General features: G+C 56.2%; 22 protein-coding genes. 12 read left to right on the top strand and 10 right to left on the bottom strand.

Going from position 1 to position 26,058, the window contains the following annotated elements:
• The first annotated feature begins 88 nt into the window (after positions 1-88).
• The 5 genes from IQ241_RS17240 to IQ241_RS17220 all read left to right on the top strand — a co-directional run bounded on the left by IQ241_RS17240 (position 89) and on the right by IQ241_RS17220 (position 4,790).
• The gene (locus tag IQ241_RS17240; RefSeq protein ID WP_193909523.1) at positions 89-1,699 is read left to right on the top strand and encodes an FAD-dependent oxidoreductase; all 1,611 of its coding nucleotides are present in this window, start codon (positions 89-91) and stop codon (positions 1,697-1,699) included.
• A gap of 5 nt (positions 1,700-1,704) precedes the next feature.
• Positions 1,705-3,222 carry a GMC oxidoreductase gene (locus IQ241_RS17235; protein ID WP_193909521.1) on the top strand — a complete coding sequence of 506 codons (1,518 nt, stop codon included), beginning with the start codon at positions 1,705-1,707 and terminating at the stop codon, positions 3,220-3,222.
• A gap of 118 nt (positions 3,223-3,340) precedes the next feature.
• Positions 3,341-3,508 (top strand): DUF1328 domain-containing protein, encoded by a 168-nt coding sequence (locus IQ241_RS17230; RefSeq protein WP_193909519.1) that lies wholly within the window; start codon positions 3,341-3,343, stop codon positions 3,506-3,508.
• Between the two features lie 129 nt (positions 3,509-3,637).
• On the top strand, positions 3,638-4,372 hold the full coding sequence (locus tag IQ241_RS17225; RefSeq protein ID WP_193909517.1) for a fatty acid desaturase: 735 nt from the start codon (positions 3,638-3,640) through the stop codon (positions 4,370-4,372).
• A 4-nt stretch (positions 4,373-4,376) separates the two neighbouring features.
• Positions 4,377-4,790 (top strand): DUF1499 domain-containing protein, encoded by a 414-nt coding sequence (locus IQ241_RS17220; protein WP_193909515.1) that lies wholly within the window; start codon positions 4,377-4,379, stop codon positions 4,788-4,790.
• A gap of 103 nt (positions 4,791-4,893) precedes the next feature.
• Here IQ241_RS17220 and IQ241_RS17215 read toward each other — a convergent pair whose 3' ends face one another.
• Both IQ241_RS17215 and IQ241_RS17210 read right to left on the bottom strand, forming a co-directional pair.
• Positions 4,894-5,955, bottom strand: a complete 1,062-nt coding sequence (locus tag IQ241_RS17215) for a DJ-1/PfpI/YhbO family deglycase/protease (protein WP_193909513.1) — start codon at positions 5,953-5,955, stop codon at positions 4,894-4,896.
• Between the two features lie 219 nt (positions 5,956-6,174).
• On the bottom strand, positions 6,175-6,687 hold the full coding sequence (locus IQ241_RS17210) for a hypothetical protein (RefSeq protein WP_193909511.1): 513 nt from the start codon (positions 6,685-6,687) through the stop codon (positions 6,175-6,177).
• Between the two features lie 234 nt (positions 6,688-6,921).
• On the opposite strand from IQ241_RS17210, the gene IQ241_RS17205 reads away from it, so the two are divergent.
• From IQ241_RS17205 to IQ241_RS17195, 3 genes are read left to right on the top strand one after another with little or no spacing between them, the layout of a single operon-like run.
• Positions 6,922-7,251 (top strand): cupin domain-containing protein, encoded by a 330-nt coding sequence (locus tag IQ241_RS17205; RefSeq protein WP_193909509.1) that lies wholly within the window; start codon positions 6,922-6,924, stop codon positions 7,249-7,251.
• A 12-nt stretch (positions 7,252-7,263) separates the two neighbouring features.
• Positions 7,264-7,767, top strand: coding sequence for a hypothetical protein (locus IQ241_RS17200; protein ID WP_193909507.1), 504 nt, complete (start codon positions 7,264-7,266; stop codon positions 7,765-7,767).
• 46 nt (positions 7,768-7,813) lie between these two features.
• Entirely contained in the window at positions 7,814-8,983 is a 1,170-nt protein-coding gene (locus tag IQ241_RS17195) for a baeRF7 domain-containing protein (protein ID WP_193909505.1), read from the top strand.
• A gap of 85 nt (positions 8,984-9,068) precedes the next feature.
• Here the strand turns inward: IQ241_RS17195 and IQ241_RS17190 are convergent, their stop codons facing one another.
• The 7 genes from IQ241_RS17190 to IQ241_RS17160 form a co-directional block, all read right to left on the bottom strand.
• Positions 9,069-10,025, bottom strand: coding sequence for an RNA polymerase sigma factor, RpoD/SigA family (locus IQ241_RS17190; RefSeq protein ID WP_193909502.1), 957 nt, complete (start codon positions 10,023-10,025; stop codon positions 9,069-9,071).
• A gap of 264 nt (positions 10,026-10,289) precedes the next feature.
• Positions 10,290-10,673, bottom strand: a complete 384-nt coding sequence (locus IQ241_RS17185) for a nuclear transport factor 2-like protein (RefSeq protein WP_193909499.1) — start codon at positions 10,671-10,673, stop codon at positions 10,290-10,292.
• Positions 10,674-10,696: 23 nt separating this feature from the next.
• Positions 10,697-12,049 (bottom strand): dihydrolipoyl dehydrogenase family protein, encoded by a 1,353-nt coding sequence (locus IQ241_RS17180; RefSeq protein WP_193909497.1) that lies wholly within the window; start codon positions 12,047-12,049, stop codon positions 10,697-10,699.
• A gap of 27 nt (positions 12,050-12,076) precedes the next feature.
• On the bottom strand, positions 12,077-13,255 hold the full coding sequence (locus IQ241_RS17175; protein ID WP_193909570.1) for an ATP-binding response regulator: 1,179 nt from the start codon (positions 13,253-13,255) through the stop codon (positions 12,077-12,079).
• 179 nt (positions 13,256-13,434) lie between these two features.
• Positions 13,435-14,724, bottom strand: a complete 1,290-nt coding sequence (locus IQ241_RS17170) for a hybrid sensor histidine kinase/response regulator (protein WP_193909495.1) — start codon at positions 14,722-14,724, stop codon at positions 13,435-13,437.
• 22 nt (positions 14,725-14,746) lie between these two features.
• Positions 14,747-15,178 carry a response regulator gene (locus IQ241_RS17165; RefSeq protein WP_193909493.1) on the bottom strand — a complete coding sequence of 144 codons (432 nt, stop codon included), beginning with the start codon at positions 15,176-15,178 and terminating at the stop codon, positions 14,747-14,749.
• Between the two features lie 334 nt (positions 15,179-15,512).
• Entirely contained in the window at positions 15,513-17,420 is a 1,908-nt protein-coding gene (locus IQ241_RS17160; RefSeq protein WP_193909491.1) for a PAS domain S-box protein, read from the bottom strand.
• A gap of 232 nt (positions 17,421-17,652) precedes the next feature.
• On the opposite strand from IQ241_RS17160, the gene IQ241_RS17155 reads away from it, so the two are divergent.
• The 4 genes from IQ241_RS17155 to ybaK all read left to right on the top strand — a co-directional run bounded on the left by IQ241_RS17155 (position 17,653) and on the right by ybaK (position 24,672).
• On the top strand, positions 17,653-18,360 hold the full coding sequence (locus tag IQ241_RS17155) for a response regulator (protein WP_193909489.1): 708 nt from the start codon (positions 17,653-17,655) through the stop codon (positions 18,358-18,360).
• Between the two features lie 272 nt (positions 18,361-18,632).
• On the top strand, positions 18,633-21,737 hold the full coding sequence (locus IQ241_RS17150; protein WP_193909487.1) for an MFS transporter: 3,105 nt from the start codon (positions 18,633-18,635) through the stop codon (positions 21,735-21,737).
• A 345-nt stretch (positions 21,738-22,082) separates the two neighbouring features.
• On the top strand, positions 22,083-24,161 hold the full coding sequence (locus IQ241_RS17145; protein WP_193909485.1) for a sensor domain-containing diguanylate cyclase: 2,079 nt from the start codon (positions 22,083-22,085) through the stop codon (positions 24,159-24,161).
• A gap of 31 nt (positions 24,162-24,192) precedes the next feature.
• On the top strand, positions 24,193-24,672 hold the full coding sequence (gene ybaK / locus IQ241_RS17140) for a Cys-tRNA(Pro) deacylase (protein ID WP_193909475.1): 480 nt from the start codon (positions 24,193-24,195) through the stop codon (positions 24,670-24,672).
• A 53-nt stretch (positions 24,673-24,725) separates the two neighbouring features.
• Here the strand turns inward: ybaK and IQ241_RS17135 are convergent, their stop codons facing one another.
• Positions 24,726-25,454, bottom strand: coding sequence for a response regulator (locus IQ241_RS17135; RefSeq protein ID WP_193909465.1), 729 nt, complete (start codon positions 25,452-25,454; stop codon positions 24,726-24,728).
• Positions 25,455-26,058 lie beyond the last annotated feature (604 nt).

The following is a 26,058-nucleotide window of genomic DNA, read 5'->3' as shown; positions in this document are numbered from 1 at the left end:
TAAACTTGTCTATTATTTTTCAGCCAACAAATATCCTATTCCCACCGTACTGTCCCCCCCTACTGTCCCCGCATCGAAGCAGAGAGTTATGAGTCAGGAAGTCGCCGTTTGCTCGGCTAGCGAGCTGTCAGCAGGCCAGATGAAGCAGTTTACGGTCGCAGAAACTGATATTCTGCTGGCTAATGTCAGAGGTGAGTTTCACGCTACGGGCGCTTACTGCACCCACTACGGCGCGCCTTTGGAGAAGGGTATCTTGCAGGGCGCCCGAGCCGTCTGCCCCTGGCACAATGCCTGCTACGACCTGTCTACCGGCGATCAGTTAGAGCCGCCCGGCTGCAATGCGCTGACGCATTTTTCCACCCAGGTCAAAGACGGTCAGGTCTGGCTGACGCTGCCCGATACGCCTGAGCAGCAGCGGCTGCCTGAGATGGCCCAGGCTGAGCCTGCGGCCGATGGTCGCACCTTTGTGATTATTGGGGCTGGGGCGGCGGGCCAGGCGGCGGCCGAAGGGCTGCGCCAGGCCGGATTCAAGGGGCGGGTTTTGCTGCTCACCGAAGAATCTGAGCTGCCCTACGATCGCACCAAGCTCAGCAAGGCGACATTGCAAAATGGGGATGCCGACGCCGAGCCGAGCCTACTGCGATCGCTCGACTTTTACGCCACCTACGGCATCGAAGTGCAGACCGGCCAGACGGTATCGCGAGTAGACCCAGCGGCTAAGGCGGTCTATTTCGAAGAGGGTCGCTCCTTATCCTACGATCAGCTGCTGGTAGCGACCGGCGGCCAGGCTCGCCAGCTGGATCTTTCAGGAACGGACCTCGCAGGCGTATATACGCTGCGCCGAGCATCGGACCTGCGGCAGATCTTAAAAACTGTCGGATCGGCCCAGCAGGCGGTGGTCATTGGCTCTAGCTTTATCGGTATGGAAGCGGCTTCTAGTCTGGCTCAGCGCGGTCTCGCGGTGACCGTGGTCTCCCCCGACGCGGTGCCCTTTGAGAAAATTTTGGGCGCTGAGGTGGGGCAACTGTTTCAAGAAATGCACGAGGAGCACGGGGTGCAGTTTCGGCTGGGAATGAAGGCGACCGAGTTTAAGGGCGGCAATAAGGGCGGCGATAAGGGCGGCAATCGCGTCGAGTCAGTAGTTCTAGAATCGGGGGAGACCCTGCCGGCGGAGCTGGTGATTGTCGGCGTGGGGGTGAAGCCGGCTACTGACTTTCTATCGGCTCTGTCTCTGCATGAGAAAGACCAGAGCGTCCCGGTTAATCAGTATTTACAGGCGACCGATGGCATTTATGCGGCGGGGGACATCGCGCGTTTCCCAGATGCTTTGACCGGAGAGCCGGTGCGGATTGAGCACTGGCGGCTGGCCGAACAGCATGGCAAAACGGCCGCGCTAAATATGGCCGGTGTAGCGACGCCGTTTGACGGCATTCCCTTTTTCTGGACCGGGCAGTTTGACTTAAAAATGCGCTACGTCGGCCATGCCGAGGATTGGGATGACCTGATTGTGCAGGGCAGCCTGGAAGAGCGAAAGTTCCTGGCTTTTTACTGCCAGGCTAATCAGGTGCGGGCGGTGGCCGGGTGTGGGCGCGATCGCGACATCGCCGCCATTTCTGAACTGATGCGGCTGCGCCAGTTGCCTGCCGCCGATAGTTTAAGCCACACCGATATTAACTGGACTGAAAAGCTCACCTCTTAAAACCTATGGCAGACTACGACATCATCATCATCGGCTCGGGGGCCGGTGGCGGCACGTTAGCCTACGCCCTAGCGCCGACCGGCCAGCAAATTCTAATCGTCGAGCGGGGCGACTATATTCCTCGGGAAAAAGCCAACTGGGACCCGACGGCCATTTTTTTAGAGCAGCGCTATCAGATTCAGGAAGACTGGTACGACGAGCGGCAGCAGCCCTTTCACCCAGAAGCCTACTATGTGGTCGGGGGCAATACCAAGGTCTACGGTGCGGCTCTTCAGCGGATGCGAGAGCAGGACTTTGGCGAACTCGCGCACTATGACGGTGTTTCACCCGCCTGGCCCTTTAGCTATGGTGACTTTGAGCCCTACTACACCCGGGCCGAGAGCCTCTACAAAATTCACGGTCGGCGGGGCGAAGACCCGACGGAGCCGCAGATGTCTGCGGATTTTCCCTTTCCTCCCTTCCCCCATGAGCCCCGCATTCAAAAGGTCGCCGACCAGCTGCAAAAGCTAGGCCTACAGCCCTTTCACGCTACCCTATCGCTAAACCGCGATGTCGAAAATCCCCACAATCGCCCCTGCATTCGCTGCGATACCTGCGACCCCTATCCCTGCCTGGCCGATGCCAAAGCGGACGCCCAGGTCACCTGCGTAGATCCGGCCCTGGCCTACGACAATGTCAGCCTGCTGAAAAACGCCTATGTCGCCAGGCTCCATACCGACGCCAGCGGGCAGCAGGTGACCCAGGTCGAAGTTCAAACAGATGGCGAAACGCGGATGCTGACCGCCGATCGAATAGTCGTGTCCTGCGGCGCGATCAATTCCGCAGCCCTGCTGCTGCGCTCGGCCAGCGAGGCCCATCCCAACGGCCTAGCAAATTCCTCAGACCAGGTGGGGCGAAACCTCATGTTTCACAATCACACTTCGCTGGTGGCTGTCTCCGCTGAGCCCAACCCGACCGTGTTTCAAAAGACCCTGAGCCTGCATGATTTTTACTTTGGCGGACCAGATCAGGACTATCCGCTGGGGCAGATTCAGCTAACAGGTAAGGCCAAGTGGCAGCGGCTCAAGCACCAGGCCCCCGAAGATATGGATCGGGCCATGCTGGAGTATATTTCCCAGCATTCGGTAGACTGGTGGGTGACCACTGAAGACCTGCCGTCGTCGGATAACCGGGTGACGCTAACGCCAACAGGCGACATCCAAATTAGCTATCAGCCCAACAACCTCAAGGCGCATCACGACCTGATTGCGGTTTTAGAAGGCTACCTAAAGCAAATTGGGTTTTATCTGTTTTGGCATAAGTACATGGGGCTTCCGGTCGTTTGGCATCAGTCTGGCACCTGCCGCATGGACACCGACCCTAAAACCAGCGTCCTCGATACCCATTGCCGCACCCACGATGTCGAAAATCTCTATGTCGTTGATTCCAGCTTTTTCCCAGCCATGGGGGCCGTTAATCCAACTCTCACCATTATTGCCAACGCTTTGCGAGTTGGTGACCTTTTCAAAGCCTCGCTGGGCTAGCGGCTTCTATCTCAAAAGAGATAGTTGTCCGTTTGTACGGCCATCCTTTGCGGTAGATTCATTTGGGGCAGAGAAATCCTTTAATAAAAGTATTCTTTCTTGAAAGGAGCATACTCCCATGCTTAAGTGGGCTTTAATCTTCTTAGTCGTCGCTATTGTTGCTGCCATCTTTGGCTTCAGCGGTATCGCGGGTGCAGCTGCGGGCATCGCTCAGATTCTATTCTGGGTTTTCCTAGTTATTTTCATCGTTTCTCTAGTGATGAGCTTGATCAACCGCCCGACCTAGAATCAGTTTAAAGTTGAGCGATTCTATCAAAATATGGGTTGTTTGGTCTGATTGAGCTGTTAATTTTCAGTATCCCTGCCTTGTCGCTGGCGATTGAGGCAGTTTTTTTTGAGATTTTCTAAAAAGTTTATGATTGTTTACAAAAATACCCGAGATTGGTTTAGAGAATCTCTCGTCACTCCTATTCTGGCCGGTACGATTCTGGGTTTATGGCTGCTGACGGCCTACTGGACCATCTTTCAGGTTGACCTGTCGGGTCTACCCCTGGTTGCTCTAGCGCTTTTGATTGGGCTGCGTACGTTTTTGCACACGGGCCTATTTATCTTGGCCCATGATGCCATGCACGGCACTTTGAACCCAGCTTCACCAAGGCTAAATGCAATTGGGGGACAAATTTTTCTAGGGCTGTACAGCTTTTTGTCCTATCCCTATTTTCTAGCTCGCCATCAGCAGCACCATCGCACGCCGGCTCAGGCAGACGACCCGGACTTTTACGAAGGCAGCTTTTGGGAATGGTACCTGAGCTTTATGCTGGCCTACGTTTGGGGACGTCAAGGCATTGGAATTTTTTGGGGAATGTCGGCTGTATTTTATCCCCTCGTGTTTTTCTACCATGCGCCCATGCTCAATCTAGTTTGCTTTTGGCTGCTGCCTCAGCTGCTGAGCTCCCTACAGCTCTTTTACTTCGGCACCTACCGGCCCCACCGCCGTCCCGGCCAGGGCTATGTCAATGAGCATCGCGCCGTCAGCAGCCAGGCCTCTACGCTAGGCTCATTCCTATCCTGCTACCACTTCGACTATCATTGGGAGCACCACCAGTATCCACATTTGCCCTGGTACAGGCTCCCTTCTGCGCATCATTAGTCCTATGTCTCTGTTCACTTTTTCCGGCCAAAAGCCCAAGAATCTTGGCGTTAAGCAGGGCCAGCTGACGGCCTGCCCCGGTACGCCTAACTGCGTAAACAGCCAGGCGATCGCGTCTGACAAAGACCATTACATTAAGCCCATCGCCCACAGCGGGCCAGCTCAGGATGCGATCGCAACCCTCCAGCAGATCGTCAAATCTATGGAAGGCTCCACCGTCAACGAAGCGACGGATACCTACCTCTATGCCGAGTTTGCCAGCAAGATAATGGGCTTTGTAGACGATGTAGAGTTCTACGCGGTACCCGACGGCTCAGTCATTCACGTCCGTTCGGCGGCCCGCCTGGGCAAGTCTGACCTGGGCGTCAACCGCAAGCGAATCGAGTCGATCCGTCAGGAGTTTCAGTCGCGAGCCTAGCTCACGCCCGATCACCCCTACCCTACGGGAAGCCGCGATCTCGTCTACACCCCATCACTCCGCATAGGGCGTATTCTTCACCAGCCGGCGATTATAGTAGCGGCTAGGCGGTAATCGCGATCGTCGTCGGCTTCGGAGCCTGCACATTCGCCCCGGCCCGAGACCGATATACCGTGGATAGGTGCTCCTCGTGGCGCTCTAGATTTTGCTGAATTTGCAGCATCAGCTCTGCGGTGGTGGGGTCGGTGAGCTGGTTGGCCAGCCGCTTGGCATCAACCATACCCGTCTGGATATCGCCTAGCGCCTGCCGGAGGATTTCCAGGTCATTGCTGGACTGGAGAAAGGTCTGAAGGGTCGCCAGCATTTCGCCGCCGATGGCTTGCCAAGAGGCTTTTTCATCCAGTGCTTCCAGCCTCTCTTCGAGCAGGGTCACATGCTGACGCTTGCTGATTGCGGCCTCTCTCACGGCCAGTTTAGCCTCGGGGTCGCTAATTTTTTCGTCGTACTTTTCAAAGGCTGAAAGCGTGTAGCGCTCCCCCGTCAAGGCCGTATTCAAAGCGGCAACGATGTCGGCTTTAGTCGAGCCACCCCAGGCTTCGGCGACCTGCCACAGGTCGTGGGTGGCTGACGACTCAGCGGCGCCGAGGGGCAGTTCCAGCCGATTCAGCAGCGTCATGGTAAACATGGCCAGGTCCGCCGGGCAGCGCGAGGTGATGAGATTACCATCGACGACGACGGCTTCATCGACGTAGTGGGCTCCTGCATTGGTGAGGTCTTTGCGGATAGCGGCAAATCCGGTAGCCTGGCGATCGCGCAGCGCATCGGCCTCAATAAGAACTTGCGGGCCGTGGCAGACTGCCGCAATCAGCTTATCCTGGCCCATCGCGTCGAGGATCAGCCTAACCGCGTTGGGATTGGTACGAATTTTATCTGGGGCGGCGCCACCGGGGATGACGATCGCGTCGAAGTCTTCTGAGCGCACCTCAGTGGCCGTCGCATCCGGGCGAATGGAAACTTTGCCGCGCTTGCCGGTATATTCGTCATTCATCCGCGAACCCAGTACGGTGACCAGGGCCCCGGCCTGCTTCAGGGCTTTGAATGGAATCTGGAATTCTGAGTCCTCGAATTCGCTTTCGATTAGAAATGCAACTTTGGGTTTTGCCATGGGGTCTCCTGAGTCGTTTATTCTACGTCTGAGCTCTAGTGATGCGCGGATTTAACTAAGGATCGAGAATTAAATAACTTAACCATTTGTGCATGTCTCGCGGCCCTCACCCCGGCCCTCTCCCCGGGGGAGAGGGAGCTAGATCCGGCCCCCTTCTCCCCCGGGAGAAGGGTTGGGGATGAGGGCTCGGGAGTTGTGCATCTTATTAAATCCTTGATCCTAAGAGGTAGCCGGTTCAGTGTAGCCCTGGATATTCTCGGGCTCAAACTGTCGCAAGGTACGCGTCGCCTGCCGCACTAAGGCATCAGTCCCCTTGGCGACAATCAGGTATTTACCCGCATTGAGCCGATTGCGATAGGCCAGGGCATCGCCGCTGCCGGTTGTCCAGCCGACGGCCCCGCCGACCAGAACCGCGCCTAACGCGGCTGAAGCCGCCCCTAAAATACCGCCAAAGAGATGGTCAAAAATGCCGCCATTGCCGACCAGAGCAATGTGGGTGAGGACATTGAAAGCGTAACCCGCGGCGAATCCAAAGGGAATTAGCCAATAGGCCAGCCGACTCGACTGCTTCTTGGCCTGCAGGTTGGGCTCGATCAGGCCAAACTCGTCGGCGCTTTCGTGACCTTCGCCCAGTAGAGAGACCTGCTCCATCGGCAGGTTTTGCTCAGCTAGGGCAGAGTAGGCCGCTTCGGCCTGCTGGCGGTCAGATAGGACGGCAACCAAATATTCCATAGATAGGGTGATTTAAAACTTAACAAGACATCATTATCAATGATAAAAACTGAGCCTGTGCCCTACCTCTGTCAAGAGGGTTGTTTAAGGCCAAAATTTCGATCAATAGTCGTAGATTAGGTTCCAGCAGCGGGAGTTTTGCTAAACGCATTGGGCAAATTTCTCTCTTGTGAAGGACGTTTTATGCGATCGCGCCCCCTACCTTAAAGAAAAGAAGTAACTAGAAAAATACCTATGGGCAACCCCAATCTCGAAACCGTCAATCAGCAGCAGGCTCCCGCTGGTGGTATGGGCCAGCAGTATTTGGCCCAGGGAGACGCGATCGCGATGCGACTCTGGCAAGATGAGCAGCCCGGCGAGAGCAAGCCCTCGGTCAGCCGCGACTATGAAACCGTGGGCTATGTGCTAAAAGGCAAAGCGGAGCTTGAGATCGAAGGTAAAACGCTGAGCCTGAAGGTGGGCGATTCCTGGGTTGTGCCCAAGGGCGCGGCGCACACCTACAAAATTCTGGAAACCTTTTCGGCGATCGAGGCGACACATCCGCCTGCTCGCGCAGTCAATTGACCTAAACCGACCATGGATAGCACTTCACCTTCATCACTAGAGCGACGCACCTCGGCCAGCTTCGCCGATCAGACAGCGGCGGAAGGGGCGCGTCAGGCGCTGACCGAGGCGGGCTTCAGCGCCGATCAGATTACGATTCAGCCCAACGTCCCCGATCCGGAGCCCCATGTCGATCAGTCCCAGGCAGGCCGCAGCTCACGAGCGGCGGCGCTGGTCGGCGGCCTTACGGGCGGGCTGCTGGGGGCATTTATCGTACTCGTTGGTACCAGCGTCCCCAATTTGACTACCATCGAAGTCTACAGCGGCACCCTGCGGCTAGTCGTGCCGCTGCTGGGTGGGCTAGTCGGCGCCGTCGGCGCGGGAATTGTAGGCGGATTTTCGGGCAGTAACGCGCCCCGACCCGACGCTTCGGCCGATCGGGAAACGCTGTCGCAGCGCTATCTGGTGATCGTCGAAACCGAACAAGCAAAAGTTCAGCCCGCCGCTGAAATTTTGCGCAGTCACGGCGGCCAGTAAGGCCAGCATATTTAACCACTCAACTGACCTGATTCATTGGAGCAACATGCCTATCTTTTCAAAAAACGACCTGCAAAAATTAATGAATGTCCAGGCCGATCGCTGCCTGTCTATTTACATGCCGACTCAGGTCGCAGGTCCAGAGACCCGGCAAAACCCGATCCGGTTTAAGAATCAGCTCAGCCGGGCCGAACAGCTGCTGATGCAGGAGGGGCTTTCAGAAGAGGAGACGGCTGAATTTCTCAAGCCCATTGTCCGGCTGGAGGAAGACTACGCCTTCTGGCAGCATCAAGGGCAGGGTTTAGCGCTGTTTTTGGCAGCGGGCCAGACGCTCACCTATCAACTGCCGATTGCCGTAGAGTCGCTGGTGACGGTTACGCCTCAGCCCCAAGTCAAGCCGCTGCTGCCGCTGCTGACCGATGATGGCCAGTTCTATGTGCTGGCAGCCAGTCAAAACCAGGTGCGGCTGTTCCAGGCGACCCACTACAGCATCCAAGCGGTGGACCTGGGCGATACGCCGGCCAGTCTGGAAACCGCGCTGAAGTACGACGATCCGGAAGATCAGCTTCAGTCCCATAGCGGTTCAGGGGGTGGCAGCCAAGCCATTTTTCATGGTCAGGGCGTAGGTACAAATGAGGATAAGACCAACGTTCTGCGGTTTTTCCACAAGGTAGATCACGGCGTACAGAATATTCTTCAAGGGCAAACGGCTCCGCTCGTGTTTATCGGCGTCGATTTTCTCTTCCCGGTCTATCAAGAGGCCAACACTTACCCTCATTTATTGGACGAGGCCGTAGCGACCAACCCCGACAACCTGTCGGCTGAGGAACTGCGCGATCGCGCCTGGTCCCTGATTGAGCCCCATTTCCATCAGGCCCAGGAAACGGCGCTGACCCAGTATGGCAACTTGCAAAGCGCAGACCAGTCTACCGATGAGCTAGCCGAAATTGTCGCTGCCGCCCATACCGGCCAGGTCGATACGCTGCTGCTGGCTCCCCAGACCCAGCGCTGGGGCCATTACGATGCGCAAAGTCGGCAGCTGGAGCAGCATGACCAGCAAACCGCCGATAGCGAAGACTTGCTGAATCTGGCCGCGATGCAGACCTTGCTGAACGGCGGGCGGGTGCTGATGGTAGAGCGCGATCGCATGCCCAACGGTGGGGACATCGCGGCGACGCTGCGCTATCCCGTGATCGATAGCCTGGTTAACGCTTAGAAATAAACTGGAAAAGAGCCATATAGAAGCCGGACGAGTTGACCCGTCCGGCTTCTATTATCGAATATCGAAATTTCAGCTAAACTCAGACCGTTAAGTAATCTCGGACGGCTCCGCGCTGCTGACGCATCCGACGTAAAGCCTCGCGCTCAATCTGGCGGACGCGCTCACGACTAATGCTGAGACGAGCCCCAATCTTAGCCAGCGTCAGGCGCTTACCGTCGGTTAGCCCATAGCGCAGGGAAATCACCTCGCGCTGCTGAGGAGTCAGATCGTCCATCATCAAATTGAGGTCATCTCGCAGGGCATTGCTGACGGCATAGTCATCGGGTGAAGGCTTATCGTCTTCGAGCAGGTCGCCCAGCTCGGTGTCCTGGTTGTCTCCCAAGCGCAGATCCAGCGACAGGGGCTGTCTGGCCTGGAGCAGATATTCGCGCACCTGCTCAGCCGTCAGGTCGAGTTCGGCAGCAATTTCTGACATTGTGGCAGAGCGGGCCAGCTGCTGGGAGAGCTGACGCTGCACTTTCTTAATTTTGTTCAGCTTCTCATTAATATGAATCGGCAGGCGCACGGTGCGGCTCTTCTCCGCAATGGCCCGGGTAATTGCCTGACGGATCCACCAGTAAGCATAGGTCGAAAAGCGATAGCCCTTAGCCGGGTCGAATTTTTCGACGCCCCGGTTTAGCCCCAGGGTACCTTCCTGAATTAGGTCTAGCAGCTCGACGTTGCGCTTGATGTATTTTTTCGCAATCGAGACAACTAGCCTCAGATTGGCCTCGATCATCTTACTTTTGGCCTGTTCGCCCCGATCTAAGGTCGCCTGCAGATCAGCTGTTGAAAGACCGGCAGCTGTGGCCCATTCATTGAGGCTAGGCGCGCGGTCGAGCTGGCCCGCGAGGTCTGCTTGCAGCGTTTGCAGCTGCATCATCGCCTGGGTTGACTTACCGTAGACGATCTCCTGCTCGTGGGTCAGTAGGGGAACTCGGCCAATTTCCTTGAGATAGGTTCTGACCAGATCGGTGGAAGCGGATGCGGATGCCATAACTACTACGCTATTGCGAGGAAAGGATAATCTTGAGAAAAGATGAGAGAAATGCTGGCTGCTCTAGCGCTAGACTGACCGGCTGGAAGGGGGCGGTCTTGGAGGGGCAGAGGCTTAAACCGATTATGAAGTTCGCTTAAATTAAACCGCTTAAATGAAAATCAATACATTTGCTTTACATTGTTAGGCAACTCAGCCCGACCGGACTCTTTCCAAAGAAAGAGAAATCTCAAAAAAAGTCCTGGTCGGCGTCCAGTTAGGAGCTTATTGGCGTAGATTGAGCAGCTCTTGCAGCGCGGCGAGCAGGCGAATCTGCAGGCGATCGATCTGGCCTTCCGCATTCAGCCAAAACAGCCAGGCTACGTTCACCTTAAACACCGTCGTCTGCACGGTACCTCGTACCGTATGCGGCTGCTCCGGCTGCTCCGGCTCCCACAGCTGCGGCAACGCCTGCATTTCTTTAGCTTCCCGCTGCAAATAGTCGGCGATCTGCTCTGGACCAACGATCGCCGATTCAAAGGGTGGACAGAGCTCTCCCTGCGGAGAAAAAAGGGTCGCAGCGGTTTGAAACTGGCCGCTGTTAAACGCCTCAAAGTAGCGCTGGAGGGGGGCAGGGGCGTAGACAAAGGGCTGGCTAGTATCAGTCATGAGGCTGTTGTGGAAGCAGAGAGCTAAGTGGAGATATTGAACAGCTCTTCGCCCAGTGTGGGATGAATCCCAATCGGATGGCTGAGCTCGGCCTGGGTCAGCCCCTGACGGAGCGCCGGGGCCAGCATTTGCACCATTTCGGCGGCGCGAGGGGCGACGATATGGACGCCGACGACGCGCTCTGTCGTTTGGTCAACGACGACCTTAATCAGCGCCTCAAAGCTAGACTCTAGCGGGCTGTAGTGCAGCGGCTGAAAGCGGGCATAGCTGCAGCGAATATCGTCCCGCTGCTGGCGAGCGGCGCTTTCGGTCAGGCCGATGGCCGCGGCCTGGGGATAGGTGAAAACGGCGGAAGGGACCCAGTCGTAGTCCACCGGGTGGGGGAGCTGGTCGAATAGCCAATCGGCTGCGGCCCGACCTTCGGCTTTGGCTACCGGCGTCAGCGGCAGTCGGTCGATACAGTCCCCGACCGCACAGATATGGGGCTGAGAAGTCTGATAGTGAGTGCCGACCGCGATCGCGCCTGCCGCTGTCTCAACCCCCGCCGCGTCCAAGTCGAGTCCGTCTAAAGCCGGCTTGCGTCCCACCGCGCAGAGGACGGCATCGGCGACCAACGGCTCACGGCCCGATACCTGAACCCGATAGCCGCCGCGCTCTGACTGGATGCCCTTCAGTGGGGTCTCAGTCAATATCTGAATGCCCTGCTGCTGGAGGTGCTGCTGGAGCCGCTGCCGCAGGTCAAAGTCAAAGCCGGGGAGAATCGCCTCTGAGCTATCGGCTAGGGTCACCTCGCTGCCCAGGGCATGGCAGATATGGCCAAACTCAGCGCCGATATAGCCGCCACCGACAATCATGAGCCGCCGGGGTAGCGCCTCTAGGGAAAACATCTGGCGTGAGGTCAGGGCCTGCTCGATGCCCGGTAGGTCAGGTAGGATCGGCTGTGAACCTACCGCGATAATCAGCTTGGCAGCGGAAACAATTTGCTCTCCCAGAGCAACCCGATGCGCGTCAATGAAGGTTGCGTCAGCTCGCAGCAGGTCAATTCCGGCTTTCTTAAGTTTTTCCGCCTGGGCTTTTTGCAGCTGCTCCACGCGCGTTTGCAGCAGCTGCCTAAGGTTAGGCCAGTCCAACAGGCCCTTGGGATTGACCCAGCCGTAGGCCGCTGCCGTTTGCTGCTGGTGGACAAAGTTGGCAGCGTAGACCATCAGCTTTTTAGGAATGCAGCCGCGGTTGACGCAGGTGCCGCCAACGGCATCGCGCTCTGCGATCGCGACTTTGGCGCCCATCTGAACGGCTCGCTGGGCTGCTGCCAGTCCCCCTGAGCCGGCACCCAGCACCAGTAGGTCATAGTCAAAATCAGCGTTTAAGTGACCCATGAGGTGCCCCTCCTTGGCGAAAAGGCATTAGCGCAAAACCGGTAGCCGTAGGGTGAAGGTGCTCCCCTCCCCCTGCTGCGACGTCGCATTCAGGTTGCCTTTGTGCATTTCGGCAATCCGGCGGGAAAGATGTAGCCCCAGCCCGCTGCCGGCGCGCATGTGATCGCCCTGGCGAAACCAGCCAAAAATTTCAGCGATGTCTTCTTGAGAGATACCCGGCCCCGTATCTTCGACTTCTAGCCGCAGCCAGCGGCTGGCGACCTCAAACGGGTTCTCGATCGCTGTCCGCAGCGGGCTCTCGGTGCTCAACCGAACGGTAATATGGCCCTGATCAGTAAACTTGATTGCGTTGCCCACTAGGTTGGTCGTCAGCCGCCTCAGCTCCAGCCGATCGCCCTGCATCTGGTAGGTCTTAGCCAGCTTCGCCTGGTCTTCGTCGCTCAGTTGGCTATCGTCTTTACCCGCTACGACCAAAGTCAGCGCTAGCCCCTTCTCACTAGCCAGAGCCTTTAGCTCTTGAACGACCTCCTGGGCGACCTCATAGAGCGAAAGCCTGGACATTGACAGCGACTTCTGCCCGGCTTCGTGGCGGTAGACTTCGAGTAGCGTATTGGCCATCTGTAGGAGGTTTTGGTTATTGGTGATGACGTTGCCTAGCACCTCCTGCATTTCATCTGGGACCTTACCAAATACCCCTTGCAGGCAAAGCTGGAGCACCCGGTTGGCCGCCACCAGCGGCGTTCGCAGGTCGTGGGTGAGCCGAGCGACAAAATCATCCCGCTGCCGCATCATATTTTCGCGCTCGTCGATACTGCGCTTTAGCCGCAGCAGCGATCGCACCCGCGCCAGCAGCTCGTTCACCTCTACGGGCTTACGGATAAAGTCGTCGGCGCCAGCATCGAGCCCCTCGACGACGCTGGACTCGTCATGGGCCGTAATCAGCAGAATCGGAATGTAGGGTAGGGACTGATCCTGCCGGACGCGGCGGGTGACTTCATAGCCGTCTAGCTCAGGCATCATCACGTCGAGCAAAACCAGATCCGGAGGCGACTGGTGAATTTTACTCAGCGCTTCTCTGCCGTTCTCGACGCAGTTCAGCTGGTACCCATCATGATCATCCAAAATTGACTCGAGCAAAAATAAATTATCTGGTGCATCGTCAACGGCAAGAATATTAAATTTTTGGATAGACCGGTCAGCAATCATTTCTAACAAAGGGACACATTTCTACAGGAATTGCTAAAGTTGAGTAAAAAAAGCAGTTTTCAAAAAAATGATTCCTACAGCTGAGCGGGACTGCCTGCAACGACTGTAGTTAAGAGAGACGGTTAAAATCGTCTGCCGAAGGACATAGCCGCCACTATCCCCCAAATTACGGCAGGGCCTCAAATTACGGCAGGCCTGACCGGCTCAGCTGGGCTCGCGAGACCTTCCTCCTCCACTGGATTGGGCTCAACCGTCACCCGCCGCGGTAGCTCTACCCGAAAGGTCGTTCCTTGGTTGACTTTGCTACTAACGCGGATAGTGCCCTGCATCATCTTCAGCAGCAAGTCAGTAATTGACAGCCCTAAGCCTGTTCCTCCATGCCGGCGAGTCACCGTCTGATCGGCTTGGTGAAAAGCATCGAAGATAGCGCTGAGGTGCTCAGGGGCAATTCCTACGCCGGTATCTTTAACCCAAATTACAATCCGGTCTGGAGAAATATCCTCTGCTTTAATGTAAACAGACCCCTGATCGGTAAACTTAATCGCGTTAGAGAGCAGATTGGTCAATACCTGGCGCAGCCGCCGGGCGTCGTTGAGCACGGTCGGATCCTGGAGCCGAATCTTGACTTCTAAAGCCAGCTTTTTCTGATCCGCTAGGGTCTGCAGCTCCTTAACGGTTGCTGCAATCAGCTGTTCGAGGTTAAACGCTTCCAGTTTCAGGTCTAGCCGACCCGCCTCAATCTTGGATAGGTCGAGAACATCGTTGATTAGGGCTAGCAGATTTTTGCCATTCATGAGTATCCGACCGACCATATCTTGCTGGTAGTCGCTGAGCTGTCCCTTGGTCTGCCGCATCAAAATTTGCGAAAACCCAATAATTGCATTTAACGGCGTTCTCAATTCGTGGGACATGGTTGCCAAGAATTCTGTTTTGAGGCGCGAGACCTCAATCAGCTGGAGGTTTTGCCGCTGGATCTGCTGCCGCTGCTGCTCTAGCTCTCGGTTTTGACGCTTCAGCAGCTCATTGTTTTCCCGCAGCCGCTGATTCGCTAGGGCCACTCGCTGGTCGGCCCGGTGCACCAGCTGGTCGGCCCGATAAACCAGAATGGCATTGAGCACCATGTGCTGCAAGATCTCGGGCGACAGTTTGGATTTGGAAAGATAGTCCGAGGCCCCAGCCTTCATCAGCTCGACGGCAATTTGCTCATCCCCGTGGCCGGTCAGGACGATCAGCGGCACTTTGCTGCCGGTATCGCGCAGCCGCTTGACCAGCGCTAGCCCATCCTGGTCAGGCAGGCGATAGTCCAAAAGAATACAGTCAAACTGATCTAGGGTTAGCTCTAAAGCGACCTCAGCGCTAGTGGCTTCAGCTAGCGAAAAGGTCAGCTCGGTTTTGTCTAAGACTCGATGAACCGCCATCCGATCAACTTCATCGTCGTCTATGATCAGGAGCGCTAAAGAATCATCCATAAATTATCAGTCAGATGGAGCTCTAAAGCATTTCACAGAGCGTCCAATACTGGTTCAAAGCCGATACGACATCGGCAAACTTAGCAAAGGTCACCGGCTTGAGAATATATCCGGCAACATTGAAATTGTAAGCTTTGATTCTGTCCTGCTCTTGATCGGACGTTGTTAATACAATCACTGGGATTGTCTGTAGTTCCGGATCCTGACGCAGCGCCTTAAGGAATTCGATCCCGTTCATCTTGGGCATGTTCAGATCGAGGAGGATCAGCCGACGCTGATTAGGAACGGCTGGCGGGTTACCGCCGTATCCTCGTAGCATGGTCAGCGCTTCTAGCCCATTGCCAGCAACATACAGCGGGTTCTGAATTCGATTTTTCCGAAACGCCCGCTCTACATTCATCACATCGACTTCGTCATCGTCAACCAGCAAAACGTTTATCAACTTCTCAGCCATTGTTCTGAATTCCTCATTTATTCACCGGGGCTCAAACCAATTTTCTCCTGTGCATTTACCCCTCAGTGGGTGGCGCAGAGCAAGAAAACGGTATCAGTCGGCTTAGCGCTGCCATGGAGCAGCTTTGGGAGTTAAAAATTGCTGCTGCCAAGCTGGGCCCGATCAAAGCAGCAACACTTATATCAAGTATTAAGATAGTAGCTCAACTGCTGCGATACCCCAATCATCTGCTAGGCAGAACTGTCCTGATAGCAAACCTCTACCCTTGGAGAGAACTTATTGAAAAAAATTCGTAATTACAAACTCATGGCAGCGGCCTTTCACTTTATCTCGCTTAAGCTGACTGCTTTGGCCAGGTAAATCGAAAGGTGGCCCCTTCACCCTCCGCGGACTCGACCGTAATTTCTCCCCCCTCAGCCTCTACGCTTTTCTTGACAATTGAGAGCCCAATGCCCGTATGGTCAGACTTATCGCGGGCGATCAGCGTCTGGAAAATGGTGAAAATTTTGCTGTGGTAGGCTGCCGCAATGCCCGGACCATCATCGGTGACCGAGAACTCATACCAGTCATCCTGCTCCACTGCGGCAATCTGCACCCGCCCCTCAGGGCGATCGCGATGCTTGATGGCATTGCTGATCAGGTTGGCAAACACCTGCCGCAGCGGTAGCCGCTGGGTCTGTAGCGTGGGCATTGGCGTCACTATTGCTACGGTTACACCAGCCGGCGGAGCGAGCGAGTCAATCACCTCGGCCAGCAGCGCCGCGACCGGGACCGTTTCAACCGGCTGCCGCTCGCGCCCGACCCGGGAGTAGCGCAGCAGCCCGTCGATCAGCCCTTCCATCCGATGAATGCGGCCCTGCAGCAGGTCGAGCTGGCGCTTATTCTCCGCCGGTAGGGTGTCAGTCAGGTCTTCTTCGATCCAGGCAGCCAGGTTTGCGATCGCGCGCAGGGGAGCCTTCAGGTCGTGGGAGGCGACGTAGGCGAACTGATCTAGCTCCTGATTGCGCCGCTCCAGCGTGGCAGTCGTGTGGGCCAGTCGGCGGTTGATCTGCATCAGCTCGTCTTTTTGCCGTTGCAGCTTGAGCTCAGACTGCTTGCGCTGGGTCACATCAGAGATAACGGCAATGAAATAGCCGGGCTGCCCCTGGTCATCCTTCACCAGCGAGCCCGTCAGCTCTACCCAGACGGTCGAGCCGTCCTTACGCAGGCAGCGTTTTTCTTGGGTCAGGCCGTTTGGCTGCGCTAGCAGCTGCTGGTAGTAAGCCTGATCGAGGGCATGGTCGTCAGGATGGATAATGTGGTCAAAGGTCAGCTGACACAGCTCTGTGTCCTGATAGCCTAACAGCTGACAGAGCTTCTGATTGACCTGGATCCAGCGACCGCTAATCGCAACTCGGGCCATTCCAACCCCGGCCTCCTGAAAGATAATCCGCAGCTGTTCCTCACCCTGCCGTCGCAGCTGCTCATCCCGCTTGCGGTCAGTAATGTTCTCAAAGGCGACCCCAACGCACTGATTCGGCAGGGGAAACGCTTGAACGGCAAAGATACTGGGCTGAACCCGCTGATCGGCATAGGTCATTTCGCCCAGGTTGCGTCTGGTACCGGTCCTGACGACGTCAGCATAGGCCAGAGGAATGTCGGTCTCAAACAGCTTGGGAAACGTCTCAGCCATAGCGCGATTGAGCAGGCCCTCCATCGCCACGCCGGTGGCCTGTGTCGCGGCTCGGTTCGTGGCTATCAGTCGAAAGCTGCGCACGTCTGCTAAGTCGTCCAGCCGCCAAATGTAAATGCCGACCGGAATATTGTGAATCGCGCTGACGTACATCGAGATATCGGTCTGGGCCGCTTCTACCTGCGCTCGGTCGGCTGGCGCAGAGAGCAACGGCTGGGCCAGGCAGTACAGCCAATGGCACTCTTCTTGATGGACGGGTGATATCGTCCACATCAGCGTTTGCCAACGCCCCTCTCGGCAGCGACAGCGGTTCTCAAAGCTCACGCTGCGCCCTTGGGTCAGCGCGATTTCCAGCTGCTGCTGGCTGGCCGCGACATCTTCAGGATGAACCCACTGCGTCAGCGGTCGCTCTAGGCAGTCGGCGGGCGGGTAGCCCAGGATAGCCTGCACCGACGGGCTCACCCAGCGGCAGCGGCCAGCGGCGTCAAAGACCCAGAGCAGATCCCGCGACAGCTGGGCCAGCGACTCAAAATCTGGATGAAACCTGGATAGGCTGGGTAGGTTAGACATCTGCAAATGACAGGCCAAATTTTGGTCGGGTACTAAATATTTCGAATTTTCGAAGCGGCGGTCTTGAGCGGGCTAGCTTAACTTGAGGATACTGCCCTAGCTAGACTCTATGTCGAAGGATAGATGCTTATTTTACAGCCATCTCCCAATGTATTTATGCTAAGTGGCTTACAATCTATCTATTGAAGTATCTCAATCCGAGATGTTTTTCGACCCGCAGGACCCGAGATATATGAGCGAAATACGCGTTGCACTGATTGAAGATCACGACCTGACCCGGATGGGACTCCGAGCGGCGCTCCAGCAGGCTGGGCTGGTGTTCGTGGGCGAAGCAGCCAACGGGGCTCAGGGTCTGAAGCTGCTCAACGAGACGACACCAGACGTTGCCATCGTTGACATTGGCCTGCCGGATATCGATGGGATTGAGCTGATCCGCCAGTTCCGCGAGGGTCAGGAACCCGAATCGACCACTCGGATTCTCATGCTGACGATGCATGACAATGAAAAGGCCGTGCTTGCGGCTTTTGCCGCTGGGGCCGATTCCTACTGCACTAAGGAAATCGACACCGAAGACCTGGTGCACGCGGTCCAGGAGACTCACGACGGGCATTCCTGGATTGATCCCGCGATCGCGAGTATTGTCCTGACCCAGGTTAAGCAGCCGGTAGGGGCGGGGATGGTGATTAGCGATCGCACGGTCGAAATTCGCGCCGTCGATCCTGAGTATGAGCAGATTATTGAAGCCTACCCGCTGACCGAGCGTGAGCTAGAGATTCTAGAGCTGATCGTCTCTGGCTGTAGCAATGCTCAGATCGCTGAGCGGCTCTACGTGACAGTCGGAACGGTCAAGACCCACGTTCGTAATATACTCAACAAGCTCGGTGCCAACGATCGCACTCAGGCTGCTGTGAGAGCCCTACGCTCAGGCCTAATTAGCTAAGTTGGATGCCTACCTGCGCGCCCGCAGAATCAGCCTACTACCCCAGAAAGATGACAGCCTATTCATAACGAGATTTGATGAGGCTACTGACGAGTCTTATTAAACTTTAGACTTAAGTTTAGGCAAGAGATGCCGCCGAGTATTGCCTGCGACGATGAGCCTGGCTCAAAGCTATGCTTACGGTTTACTGCTGGTCTCAGCTTTGGGCCTTCGCATCGACCGATAGACATCAGTAGGCGCAGTAAGTTGTAATTTTTCCAGAGGATATTTTCATGACACCCCTTGACTCGGTATCGCTGAACCTCGCAGATGCCGGCTTGTGGCTGGCTCAGCTCGGGGTTCCCGATCCTGAAGAGCTAAGAGATAACGCGTTTATCTTTTCCGGTCCCCAGTTCTACACTGCCTTGCTGTCAGGCATTGTCCTGGCGTTTGGTTTTCAGCTGCTGCTGACCAACTTTTTAGTGGCGGCGGGCGTTTCGGTTGTGGCCCATTCAGGTTCCAGCAGTTCTAAAAAGTCCAGCAGCGACGATAGCAGCAGCGGCAACCCCATCCGCACGATCAGTATTGCATTCGGCATCTCGACGCTGATTGTGGTTAGTCTAGCGCTGTTTGTAGCCTGTTTCTTAGCGGTTAAGCTGAGCCTTTACAATAGCCCCCTGCTCGGCGTGATTACCGGCTTAGTGATCTGGGGGACCTATTTTACGCTACTGGTTTGGGTCAGCTCGACCACGGTTGGCTCGATGATCGGCTCCGTAGTTAAGACGGCCACTTCGAGCTTTCAGTCCCTGGTGGGCACCGCAACCGCAGCCCTGACGGCAAAAACGGCGAGCAATCAGATTGTGTCAACCGCCGAAGCGGCCGCCGCTGCTGTGCGCCGGGAGCTTACCTCGACGATTGACGTTGAGGACCTGCAATACAAGCTGCAAGACTATTTGGGCAGTTTGCCGACGCCTGAGTTCGATGCCGACCGAGTTGAGGCCGAATTTGACCGGCTGCTAAGGGGGTCGGATTTCAGCGACATTGAAGATATGGAATCGCTCAGTCGGATTGACCGGCAGGCCTTTGTCGATCTGGTCAGCAGTCGTACCGACCTATCTAAGCGGGATATTAACCGGGTGGCCGATCGGCTCTATAAGCGCTGGCAGCGCAACCTGGGGTCGTCGCGCAAGGGCCTGCTGGGGGAGCTGCGCGACTACATTCAGTCAGCTACGCCCGACCGGCTGCTGTCTCAGAGCACCGATGACCGTCTGGGCCAGCTGATCGACGAGCTGCGCCAACAGCGGCGGCAAAGCAGCGGCTCTGGTAACAACAATGCGGCCATGATGTCCCAAGTCTTTAGTATGCTTAGCGCAGTCGCGATGGGTAGGGTAGATCTGTCCGACTTCGATGTGGAAAAGATCATCGGCAAGATCAGGGAAGCTCGGAGTCAGGTCGTTTCCCAGGCCGATAGCCTGTCAGCTCAGCTGGGTGATCAGCCCGATGCGAGTATTTTCAAGGCCGATATTGAAAACTATCTGCTCAATACCTACGCCTGGCAGATGCGCGGTACCCGTCTAGAAGACGAGTTTCGGATGGTGCTGTTCGACCCCCAGGCCGATCCCTACCTCCTACGGCAGGAGCTAGAACAGGTCAACCGGGCTTATTTTGCCGATATTCTCAAGTCTCGGGGTCTGTTCACCCAGACCGAGCTGCGCAGCATTTCCCTACGGTTAGACGTCGTGCGTCAGCAGCTGCTGCGCGAGGTGATCGCAGCTCAGAATATTCAGGCTGAAAAGCAACTGCTGCGAGAAACGGAAATCTTTTTCCAGCTGACGCCGAAGGAAGAACTCTATACCGATATGGGCGAGCAGGCCTTCAGCGCGATCGCAGAAGATGACCATGCCGATGCCGGTGAGCTCAGAGCCAGGTTTGCTAAAGTGACGCCCGCGCTGATTCAGCAGCTGCTGGTGGCCCGCGCCGATATCAATCCCGATGAAGCGATTCAGCTCAGTGATAAATATCAGCAAATTCTAGACAAGGTTGCCGCCGATTCAGAAGGGTTACAGCAGTCGGCGACGGTCCGGGCCGACCAGCAGTGGCAGCAGCTACAGGACTATCTGCGCAGTACCAACAAAGCAGAGCTGAGCCCTGAGGGCATCGAGCGCGACCTGAAAACGCTGATGCACGAGCCCGAGGCAGGCATTCGCCGAATTCGCTGGCGGGTTACCCGGTTTAACCGCGATACCCTAGTGCAGCTCTTGAGCCAGCGCAACGACCTTTCCGAGCAAGAGGTCAATCAGATCATCGATCACGTAGAGTCTAACTGGTACAGCCTCCGAGGGGCGCCTCAGGCGATGACGGCCCAGGCTCAGGCGAAGTATAACGAGGCTTCGAGCGCGATCGCAGACTACCTCCGCAGTACCGGCAAGAGTGAGCTCAACCCCGAAGGTATTAAGCGCGACCTGCAAACCCTGGTGGAAAATCCCCAGGTCGGCGCCAAGGCAGTTCGCGCCCGGCTGGCCCGGATGGATCGCGATACCCTAGTGCAGCTGCTCAACCAGCGTGACGACCTCACCGAGGCCGAGATCAATCAAACCATCGATCAGCTGCTCGACGGTATTCAAACCGTCTTACAAACGCCGCGTCGGCTGGCCCGCCGGGCTCAGGCTCAGGTGATGTCGTTTGAGTCGGCCCTGGAGGACTACCTGCGCAGTACCGATAAAGCCGAGCTCAACCCCGAGGGCATCAAGCGCGATCTCCAGGTGCTGCTCGACGACCCCCGGCTGGGCGCCGAGCGCATTGGTGAGCGGCTCTCGCGGATGGATCGCAGCACGATGATTGCCCTGCTGGCCCAGCGTGAGGATATGACCGAGGCCGAAGCTGCCCAAACCGTTGACCAGGTGCTGTCGGTGCGCGACCAGTTTGTGGCCCAGGTCCGCCAGATTCAGCTGCGGATTGAGGCGATGATCGACAGCATCTTCGCTCGGATTCGCCGCTATCTCAATTCCCTCGACCGACCCGAGCTCAACTATGAAGGCGTTAGCCGCGATGTGCGGACGCTGTTTGACGATCCCCAGGCCGGTTTTGATGCCCTGCGCGATCGCCTTAGCCAGTTTGATCGCAATACGCTGATTGCGATTATCAGCTCCAACGACCGGATTTCCCAGGCCGATGCTGAGCAGGTCGTCGGTCAGGTGGAAAGCGCTCGAGACAGCGTTTTGCGCCGGGCCGAGCGGCTGGAGTATCAGCTCCAGGCGCGGCTCAACGATCTGAAGCTGCAAGCCCAGCGCCAGGTCGAAGAAACTCAAAGAGCGGCAGAGGCAGCAGCCTGGTGGCTGTTTGCGACGGCGCTGATTTCTGCGATTGCCGCCGGGGTCGGCGGTGGACTAGCCGTCTAGCCATCGGGTCCTAAAAGCTCAGATTCAAAAGCCGCTACGACTAGTCGTAGCGGCTTTTTTTCGTAGCGCTAGTCGCTATGATCTGATTCATCCGAAAACGGGGGTACAGCGACTGATTATCTTTTATACCCCAAAATATTTGGACAGCAGGTTAGAAACTACTGTATTGATTTAGCGATAGCGACAGCGGTAAAGCGCGCTGGCAGGTGAGCGGCAGGTCATTAGGTTTATATATAGCAGGTCAATAAACATCGCAACTTCATTAATGGGTATCGGTTCGTTCTGTATCAATGGGCACCATAAATCTACGCTTGAATCGAGCGTATTCGTTTTTTAGTTTCTAAAATGCAAATTTTTCCTCAGCAATCTGTGACTTCGGCCTCTGCCCAGTCAGCTGCAGAGCGGAAACAGCATGGACTGCTGGTTTTAGCCCAATGCCCGGCCATTTATAGTGGCGATTTGGCGGCTGCCGCTAGCACGGTGACCCAAGTTGCCGGCGAGGCGCTTGCTGTTGAGCGCTTCAGTATCTGGCTGCTCAACGCAGCGGGCGACCGGTTTCAGCAATTAGATACCTACTCCCTCGGCCAAAAACGCCATTTTGCCGGCCAGTCGCTTGCCGTTGCCAGCTATCCTGACTATTTCGCAACGCTGACGGCTGGCACAGGCGTCGCTATTTCTAAGGGCTGGCAGTCAACTCATTTGCCTAAGTTCTATCGGGGCTGGCTGCTGCCCCATCAGGTGAGCGCGCTGCTAGCGGTACCGATCCGCCGGAATAATCAGACCGTTGGCGCGATTTGGTGCGAGCAAGTCGGTACGGCCCGGGCTTGGTCAACGGCCGATCAGGCGTTTGTCTGGTCGGTAGGGGCGCTGCTTTCGCTGGCGCTAGAGGCCCAGCAGAACCGGTCTGAGGCGGTCGCTCAGCCGCTATTTCAGCAGGATGACCTGTACCCAAAAATTGCCCAGGCGCTGGGCGATGCGACCAGTCAGACCGCTGCCCTAACTGAGATCGCGGCCTGTTTAGGTAAGGCCCTGGATGCTAACCGCTGCGCGATTTGGTCTGCTCAGCCCGACGACCCGGCCTGGCAACTGATGGCTGAATATGGCGATTCAGATGATGACTCGCTGGCCAGTCATCCGCGACTCGGCGCAGCTCTCCCAGCCTGCTGGCCTGAAGTCGATCTGCAAGCGGTCTGTGATGGCCAGTCGCTATTGCTACCGTCGCTGCTGGCTAGCGCTATGGGTAATTTCATTGCGGTACGAACGGTCTACCAGGGTGTGGCCAACGGGTGCATTACGGTGCATTTCAGCGATCGCCAGGATCCAGCCAAGTTCACCAAGCTGCAGACGATTTCCAGCTACGTTGGCGCTAGCCTGGCCCATATGCAACTGATGACCCAGGAAGCGGCCCAGCGTCTAGACCTGAACCGACAGAAGCTACAGCTCAAGCGGGAGACGATCGAGCGGGAACAGGTCGAGCAGGCCTGGCATGAAAGCCAGCGGCTAATCCAAGGCATCATTGACGCCAGTACCAATATTCTCTACGTGCTCGACTGCAAAGACGGGCATATCGTTTTCATCAGTCGCTGGCTAGAGCAGGTGTTGGGCTATCAGCCGGACGAGATGATGAAGCTTTCTGAAAAACATAAGTTTGAGGAACTGGTCCACCCCGACGATCGGCAGGACATGCTGTCGCAGCGCCGTCAGCTCAAGCAAACCAAAGATAGCAGAGTCGTCGAGGGCGAATACCGGCTGCGCCACCACCAGGGCCAATGGCGATGGCTGCTCATCCGTGAAACTATCTTCCAGCGCGATACCGACGGTCGTCCCAGTCAGCTTTTTGGCACCGCTACCGATATCACCGATCTCAAACAGGCCGAGGAGTCCCTTCATCAGATGAACGGCGAGCTAGAACGCCTGGCCCGTCTGGACGGCCTCACCCAGGTTCCCAACCGCCGCGCCTTCGACGACTATCTACAGCAGTCTTGGCAGGGTAGTCAGCGTCAGCAAACGCCGCTGGCGCTGATAATCTGCGATATCGACTATTTCAAAAACTACAACGATACCTACGGCCACCAGGCGGGCGACGTTTGCCTGAAAGAAGTGGCTCAGTCGATTTGCCAGGCGGTGAAGCGGCCCACTGACCTAGTCGCTCGCTACGGCGGCGAGGAGTTTGCCATCATTCTGCCCAACACCACTCATCAGGGGGCCGAGCAGGTCGCTAGCGAAATTCAGCAAACCGTTGAGCAGCTGCAAGTGCCCCACGCTCAATCTCCGCTTCAGCAAGTTACGCTGAGCCTGGGGATCGCTGCCATCACACCTCCCTTTGATATCTCTCCTGAAGCGCTAATCGCCATCGCTGATGAAGGGCTCTACCAGGCCAAAGCCGACGGGCGTAACCGATACTGCTCGGAAGTGGTAGAGTAAAATATTGGCTGACGCCGAACCCGCCAGCCCGATGCCGACAAAAACCAATGCCGTCCGCAGGCTTGATCGCTTAGGCCTGGCCTACGAACTGCTGACCTACGAGGTTGATCCGCAGAATTTAGCCGCCGAAAGCGTTGCCACTAAGCTCCAGCTGCCGAGCGACCAGGTGTTCAAGACCCTAGTCACTCGGGGCGATCGCACCGGCGTATGCCTGGCGGTGATTCCCGGCAATGCCCAGCTCGACCTGAAAGCGCTGGCCCAGCTGGCAGGCGATCGCAAAATGGAGACCGTCGCGCTGAAAGAATTGCAGCCCCTGACCGGCTATATTCGTGGCGGTGTGACGGCCTTGGCCTGCAAGAAGGACTATCCGGTCTATGTCGATGAGTGGGCCGAGGTTTACGAGCGGATTGCCGTCTCCGCTGGCATCCGAGGGACGATGATCCTGCTGGCGACGGCGGACTATCTGCGGGCGGTGCGGGGGACGGTGGGCGCGATCGCCACCGAAAAGTAGCAGCAGGTTTCAAACCTGCCCTAAAAAACAGAATATTATTGACCTCCAAATTCCTACCGCTGAACTAAAAACATGTAGCCCCGCCCCCGAATAGTGACGATGAACTGCGGGCTCTGGGTATCGTCCTTCAGCTTCACCCGCAGCCGCGAGATATGCACATCGACGGTTTTCGTATCGACCAAGCTGTTCGCTTCGTAGCCCCAAATTCGCTGGAGAATCTCAGACCGCGAAAAAATATGCCCAGGTTCGCCAACCAGCAGCTCCAATAGCCGAAACTCGACCTCGGTCAGGCGAATATAGCGGCTGCCCCGATATAGCTTACGGGTGACGCTATCGAGGGTGAGCGGACCTACTTCAATCATATTGGGCCGCTCGAAGCTGGCGGCTGGAGCAATCGAACCGCGGCGGGGCATCCGCCGCAGAATCGAGCGAATCCGTGCGATCAGCTCTTTGGTGGAATAGGGCTTGACGACATAGTCGTTAGCCCCAAGCTCCAGCCCGGTCACTCGGTCGGAGGCGCTATTGAGCACCGTCGCCATGATAATCGGCACGTCTGAAACCTGCCGCAGCAGCTGACAGACCTGAAACCCGTCCAGCCGCGGCATCAAAATATCTAAAATAATTAGATCGACAATCTCTGCCTGCTGAAAGCGCTTCAGCGCCTCCTGCCCATCAGCCGCCGTAATCACTGCAAAGCCCGCAGCCGCCAGGCTCCGCTCCAGCGTATCGCGGACTCTATCGTCATCTTCGGCAATCAGAATAACGGCGCGGGATTGACTCACAAATCGTTCGGTCTAAAGAGCAGGGAACCATTGGTGTTTCTAACGTTGAATAAGACCCCGGCAACGCGGATGCGCGATCGCGAGGTGCCTAGAAGCCGTCATGAGAGCGCGATTCCCAACAGCGAATGCCTGACTTTTCTAATTATTTGTCAGTGTTGCATGAAAAATTAAGTCCCAGATGCGCTACAAACGGCTATTACACAGGCCTCCTTCCCATATAAAGGGATAACCCGCCGATGAGACTAGCCTAATTAGATATTATTCATAGAAAAAAACAATCCCTCATAAATCTCAACCGAATCCTTCGTTTACCTTTCGTTTACCTTTCGACACAAACTTAAACGAATGTTTCAGCCGACGATGTGAAGAAGATTTTCAATCCATTCTAGGCAGTTATTCAGCTCAATATCCCCGCCTATTAAATAGGCAATATTATTTTTTATATGCCATATATTTTGTGAGCTGCAAGCTTTGAGCCCTATGGTCCAAACCCCCATTTTTGATGCCTAATCGAGTTACAAATTGTCTTATTACTGCTACGAATTGTGTTTTGACCGCTAGTTTGCTGCGGCGGCGCTGAATTAGGCTGTCTCTATCCCCTGCC

Origin of the sequence: Vasconcelosia minhoensis LEGE 07310 (genome assembly GCF_015207255.1) — a bacterium.
In the GTDB taxonomy this organism is placed as follows: Bacteria; Cyanobacteriota; Cyanobacteriia; order Phormidesmidales; family Phormidesmidaceae; genus Vasconcelosia; species Vasconcelosia minhoensis.
Note: the sequence above shows the minus strand (reverse complement) of the source record. Positions and strands in the feature narration are given on the sequence as shown.

What these genes read in the sequence shown, in the direction of transcription:
- IQ241_RS17240 (WP_193909523.1), top strand. Translation starts at nt 89, where the DNA reads ATGAGTCAGGAAGTCGCCGTTTGCTCGGCTAGCGAGCTGTCAGCAGGC.
- IQ241_RS17235 (WP_193909521.1), top strand. Translation starts at nt 1,705, where the DNA reads ATGGCAGACTACGACATCATCATCATCGGCTCGGGGGCCGGTGGCGGC.
- IQ241_RS17230 (WP_193909519.1), top strand. Translation starts at nt 3,341, where the DNA reads ATGCTTAAGTGGGCTTTAATCTTCTTAGTCGTCGCTATTGTTGCTGCC.
- IQ241_RS17225 (WP_193909517.1), top strand. Translation starts at nt 3,638, where the DNA reads ATGATTGTTTACAAAAATACCCGAGATTGGTTTAGAGAATCTCTCGTC.
- IQ241_RS17220 (WP_193909515.1), top strand. Translation starts at nt 4,377, where the DNA reads ATGTCTCTGTTCACTTTTTCCGGCCAAAAGCCCAAGAATCTTGGCGTT.
- IQ241_RS17215 (WP_193909513.1), bottom strand. Translation starts at nt 5,955, where the DNA reads ATGGCAAAACCCAAAGTTGCATTTCTAATCGAAAGCGAATTCGAGGAC.
- IQ241_RS17210 (WP_193909511.1), bottom strand. Translation starts at nt 6,687, where the DNA reads ATGGAATATTTGGTTGCCGTCCTATCTGACCGCCAGCAGGCCGAAGCG.
- IQ241_RS17205 (WP_193909509.1), top strand. Translation starts at nt 6,922, where the DNA reads ATGGGCAACCCCAATCTCGAAACCGTCAATCAGCAGCAGGCTCCCGCT.
- IQ241_RS17200 (WP_193909507.1), top strand. Translation starts at nt 7,264, where the DNA reads ATGGATAGCACTTCACCTTCATCACTAGAGCGACGCACCTCGGCCAGC.
- IQ241_RS17195 (WP_193909505.1), top strand. Translation starts at nt 7,814, where the DNA reads ATGCCTATCTTTTCAAAAAACGACCTGCAAAAATTAATGAATGTCCAG.
- IQ241_RS17190 (WP_193909502.1), bottom strand. Translation starts at nt 10,025, where the DNA reads ATGGCATCCGCATCCGCTTCCACCGATCTGGTCAGAACCTATCTCAAG.
- IQ241_RS17185 (WP_193909499.1), bottom strand. Translation starts at nt 10,673, where the DNA reads ATGACTGATACTAGCCAGCCCTTTGTCTACGCCCCTGCCCCCCTCCAG.
- IQ241_RS17180 (WP_193909497.1), bottom strand. Translation starts at nt 12,049, where the DNA reads ATGGGTCACTTAAACGCTGATTTTGACTATGACCTACTGGTGCTGGGT.
- IQ241_RS17175 (WP_193909570.1), bottom strand. Translation starts at nt 13,255, where the DNA reads ATGATTGCTGACCGGTCTATCCAAAAATTTAATATTCTTGCCGTTGAC.
- IQ241_RS17170 (WP_193909495.1), bottom strand. Translation starts at nt 14,724, where the DNA reads ATGGATGATTCTTTAGCGCTCCTGATCATAGACGACGATGAAGTTGAT.
- IQ241_RS17165 (WP_193909493.1), bottom strand. Translation starts at nt 15,178, where the DNA reads ATGGCTGAGAAGTTGATAAACGTTTTGCTGGTTGACGATGACGAAGTC.
- IQ241_RS17160 (WP_193909491.1), bottom strand. Translation starts at nt 17,420, where the DNA reads ATGTCTAACCTACCCAGCCTATCCAGGTTTCATCCAGATTTTGAGTCG.
- IQ241_RS17155 (WP_193909489.1), top strand. Translation starts at nt 17,653, where the DNA reads ATGAGCGAAATACGCGTTGCACTGATTGAAGATCACGACCTGACCCGG.
- IQ241_RS17150 (WP_193909487.1), top strand. Translation starts at nt 18,633, where the DNA reads ATGACACCCCTTGACTCGGTATCGCTGAACCTCGCAGATGCCGGCTTG.
- IQ241_RS17145 (WP_193909485.1), top strand. Translation starts at nt 22,083, where the DNA reads ATGCAAATTTTTCCTCAGCAATCTGTGACTTCGGCCTCTGCCCAGTCA.
- ybaK (WP_193909475.1), top strand. Translation starts at nt 24,193, where the DNA reads ATGCCGACAAAAACCAATGCCGTCCGCAGGCTTGATCGCTTAGGCCTG.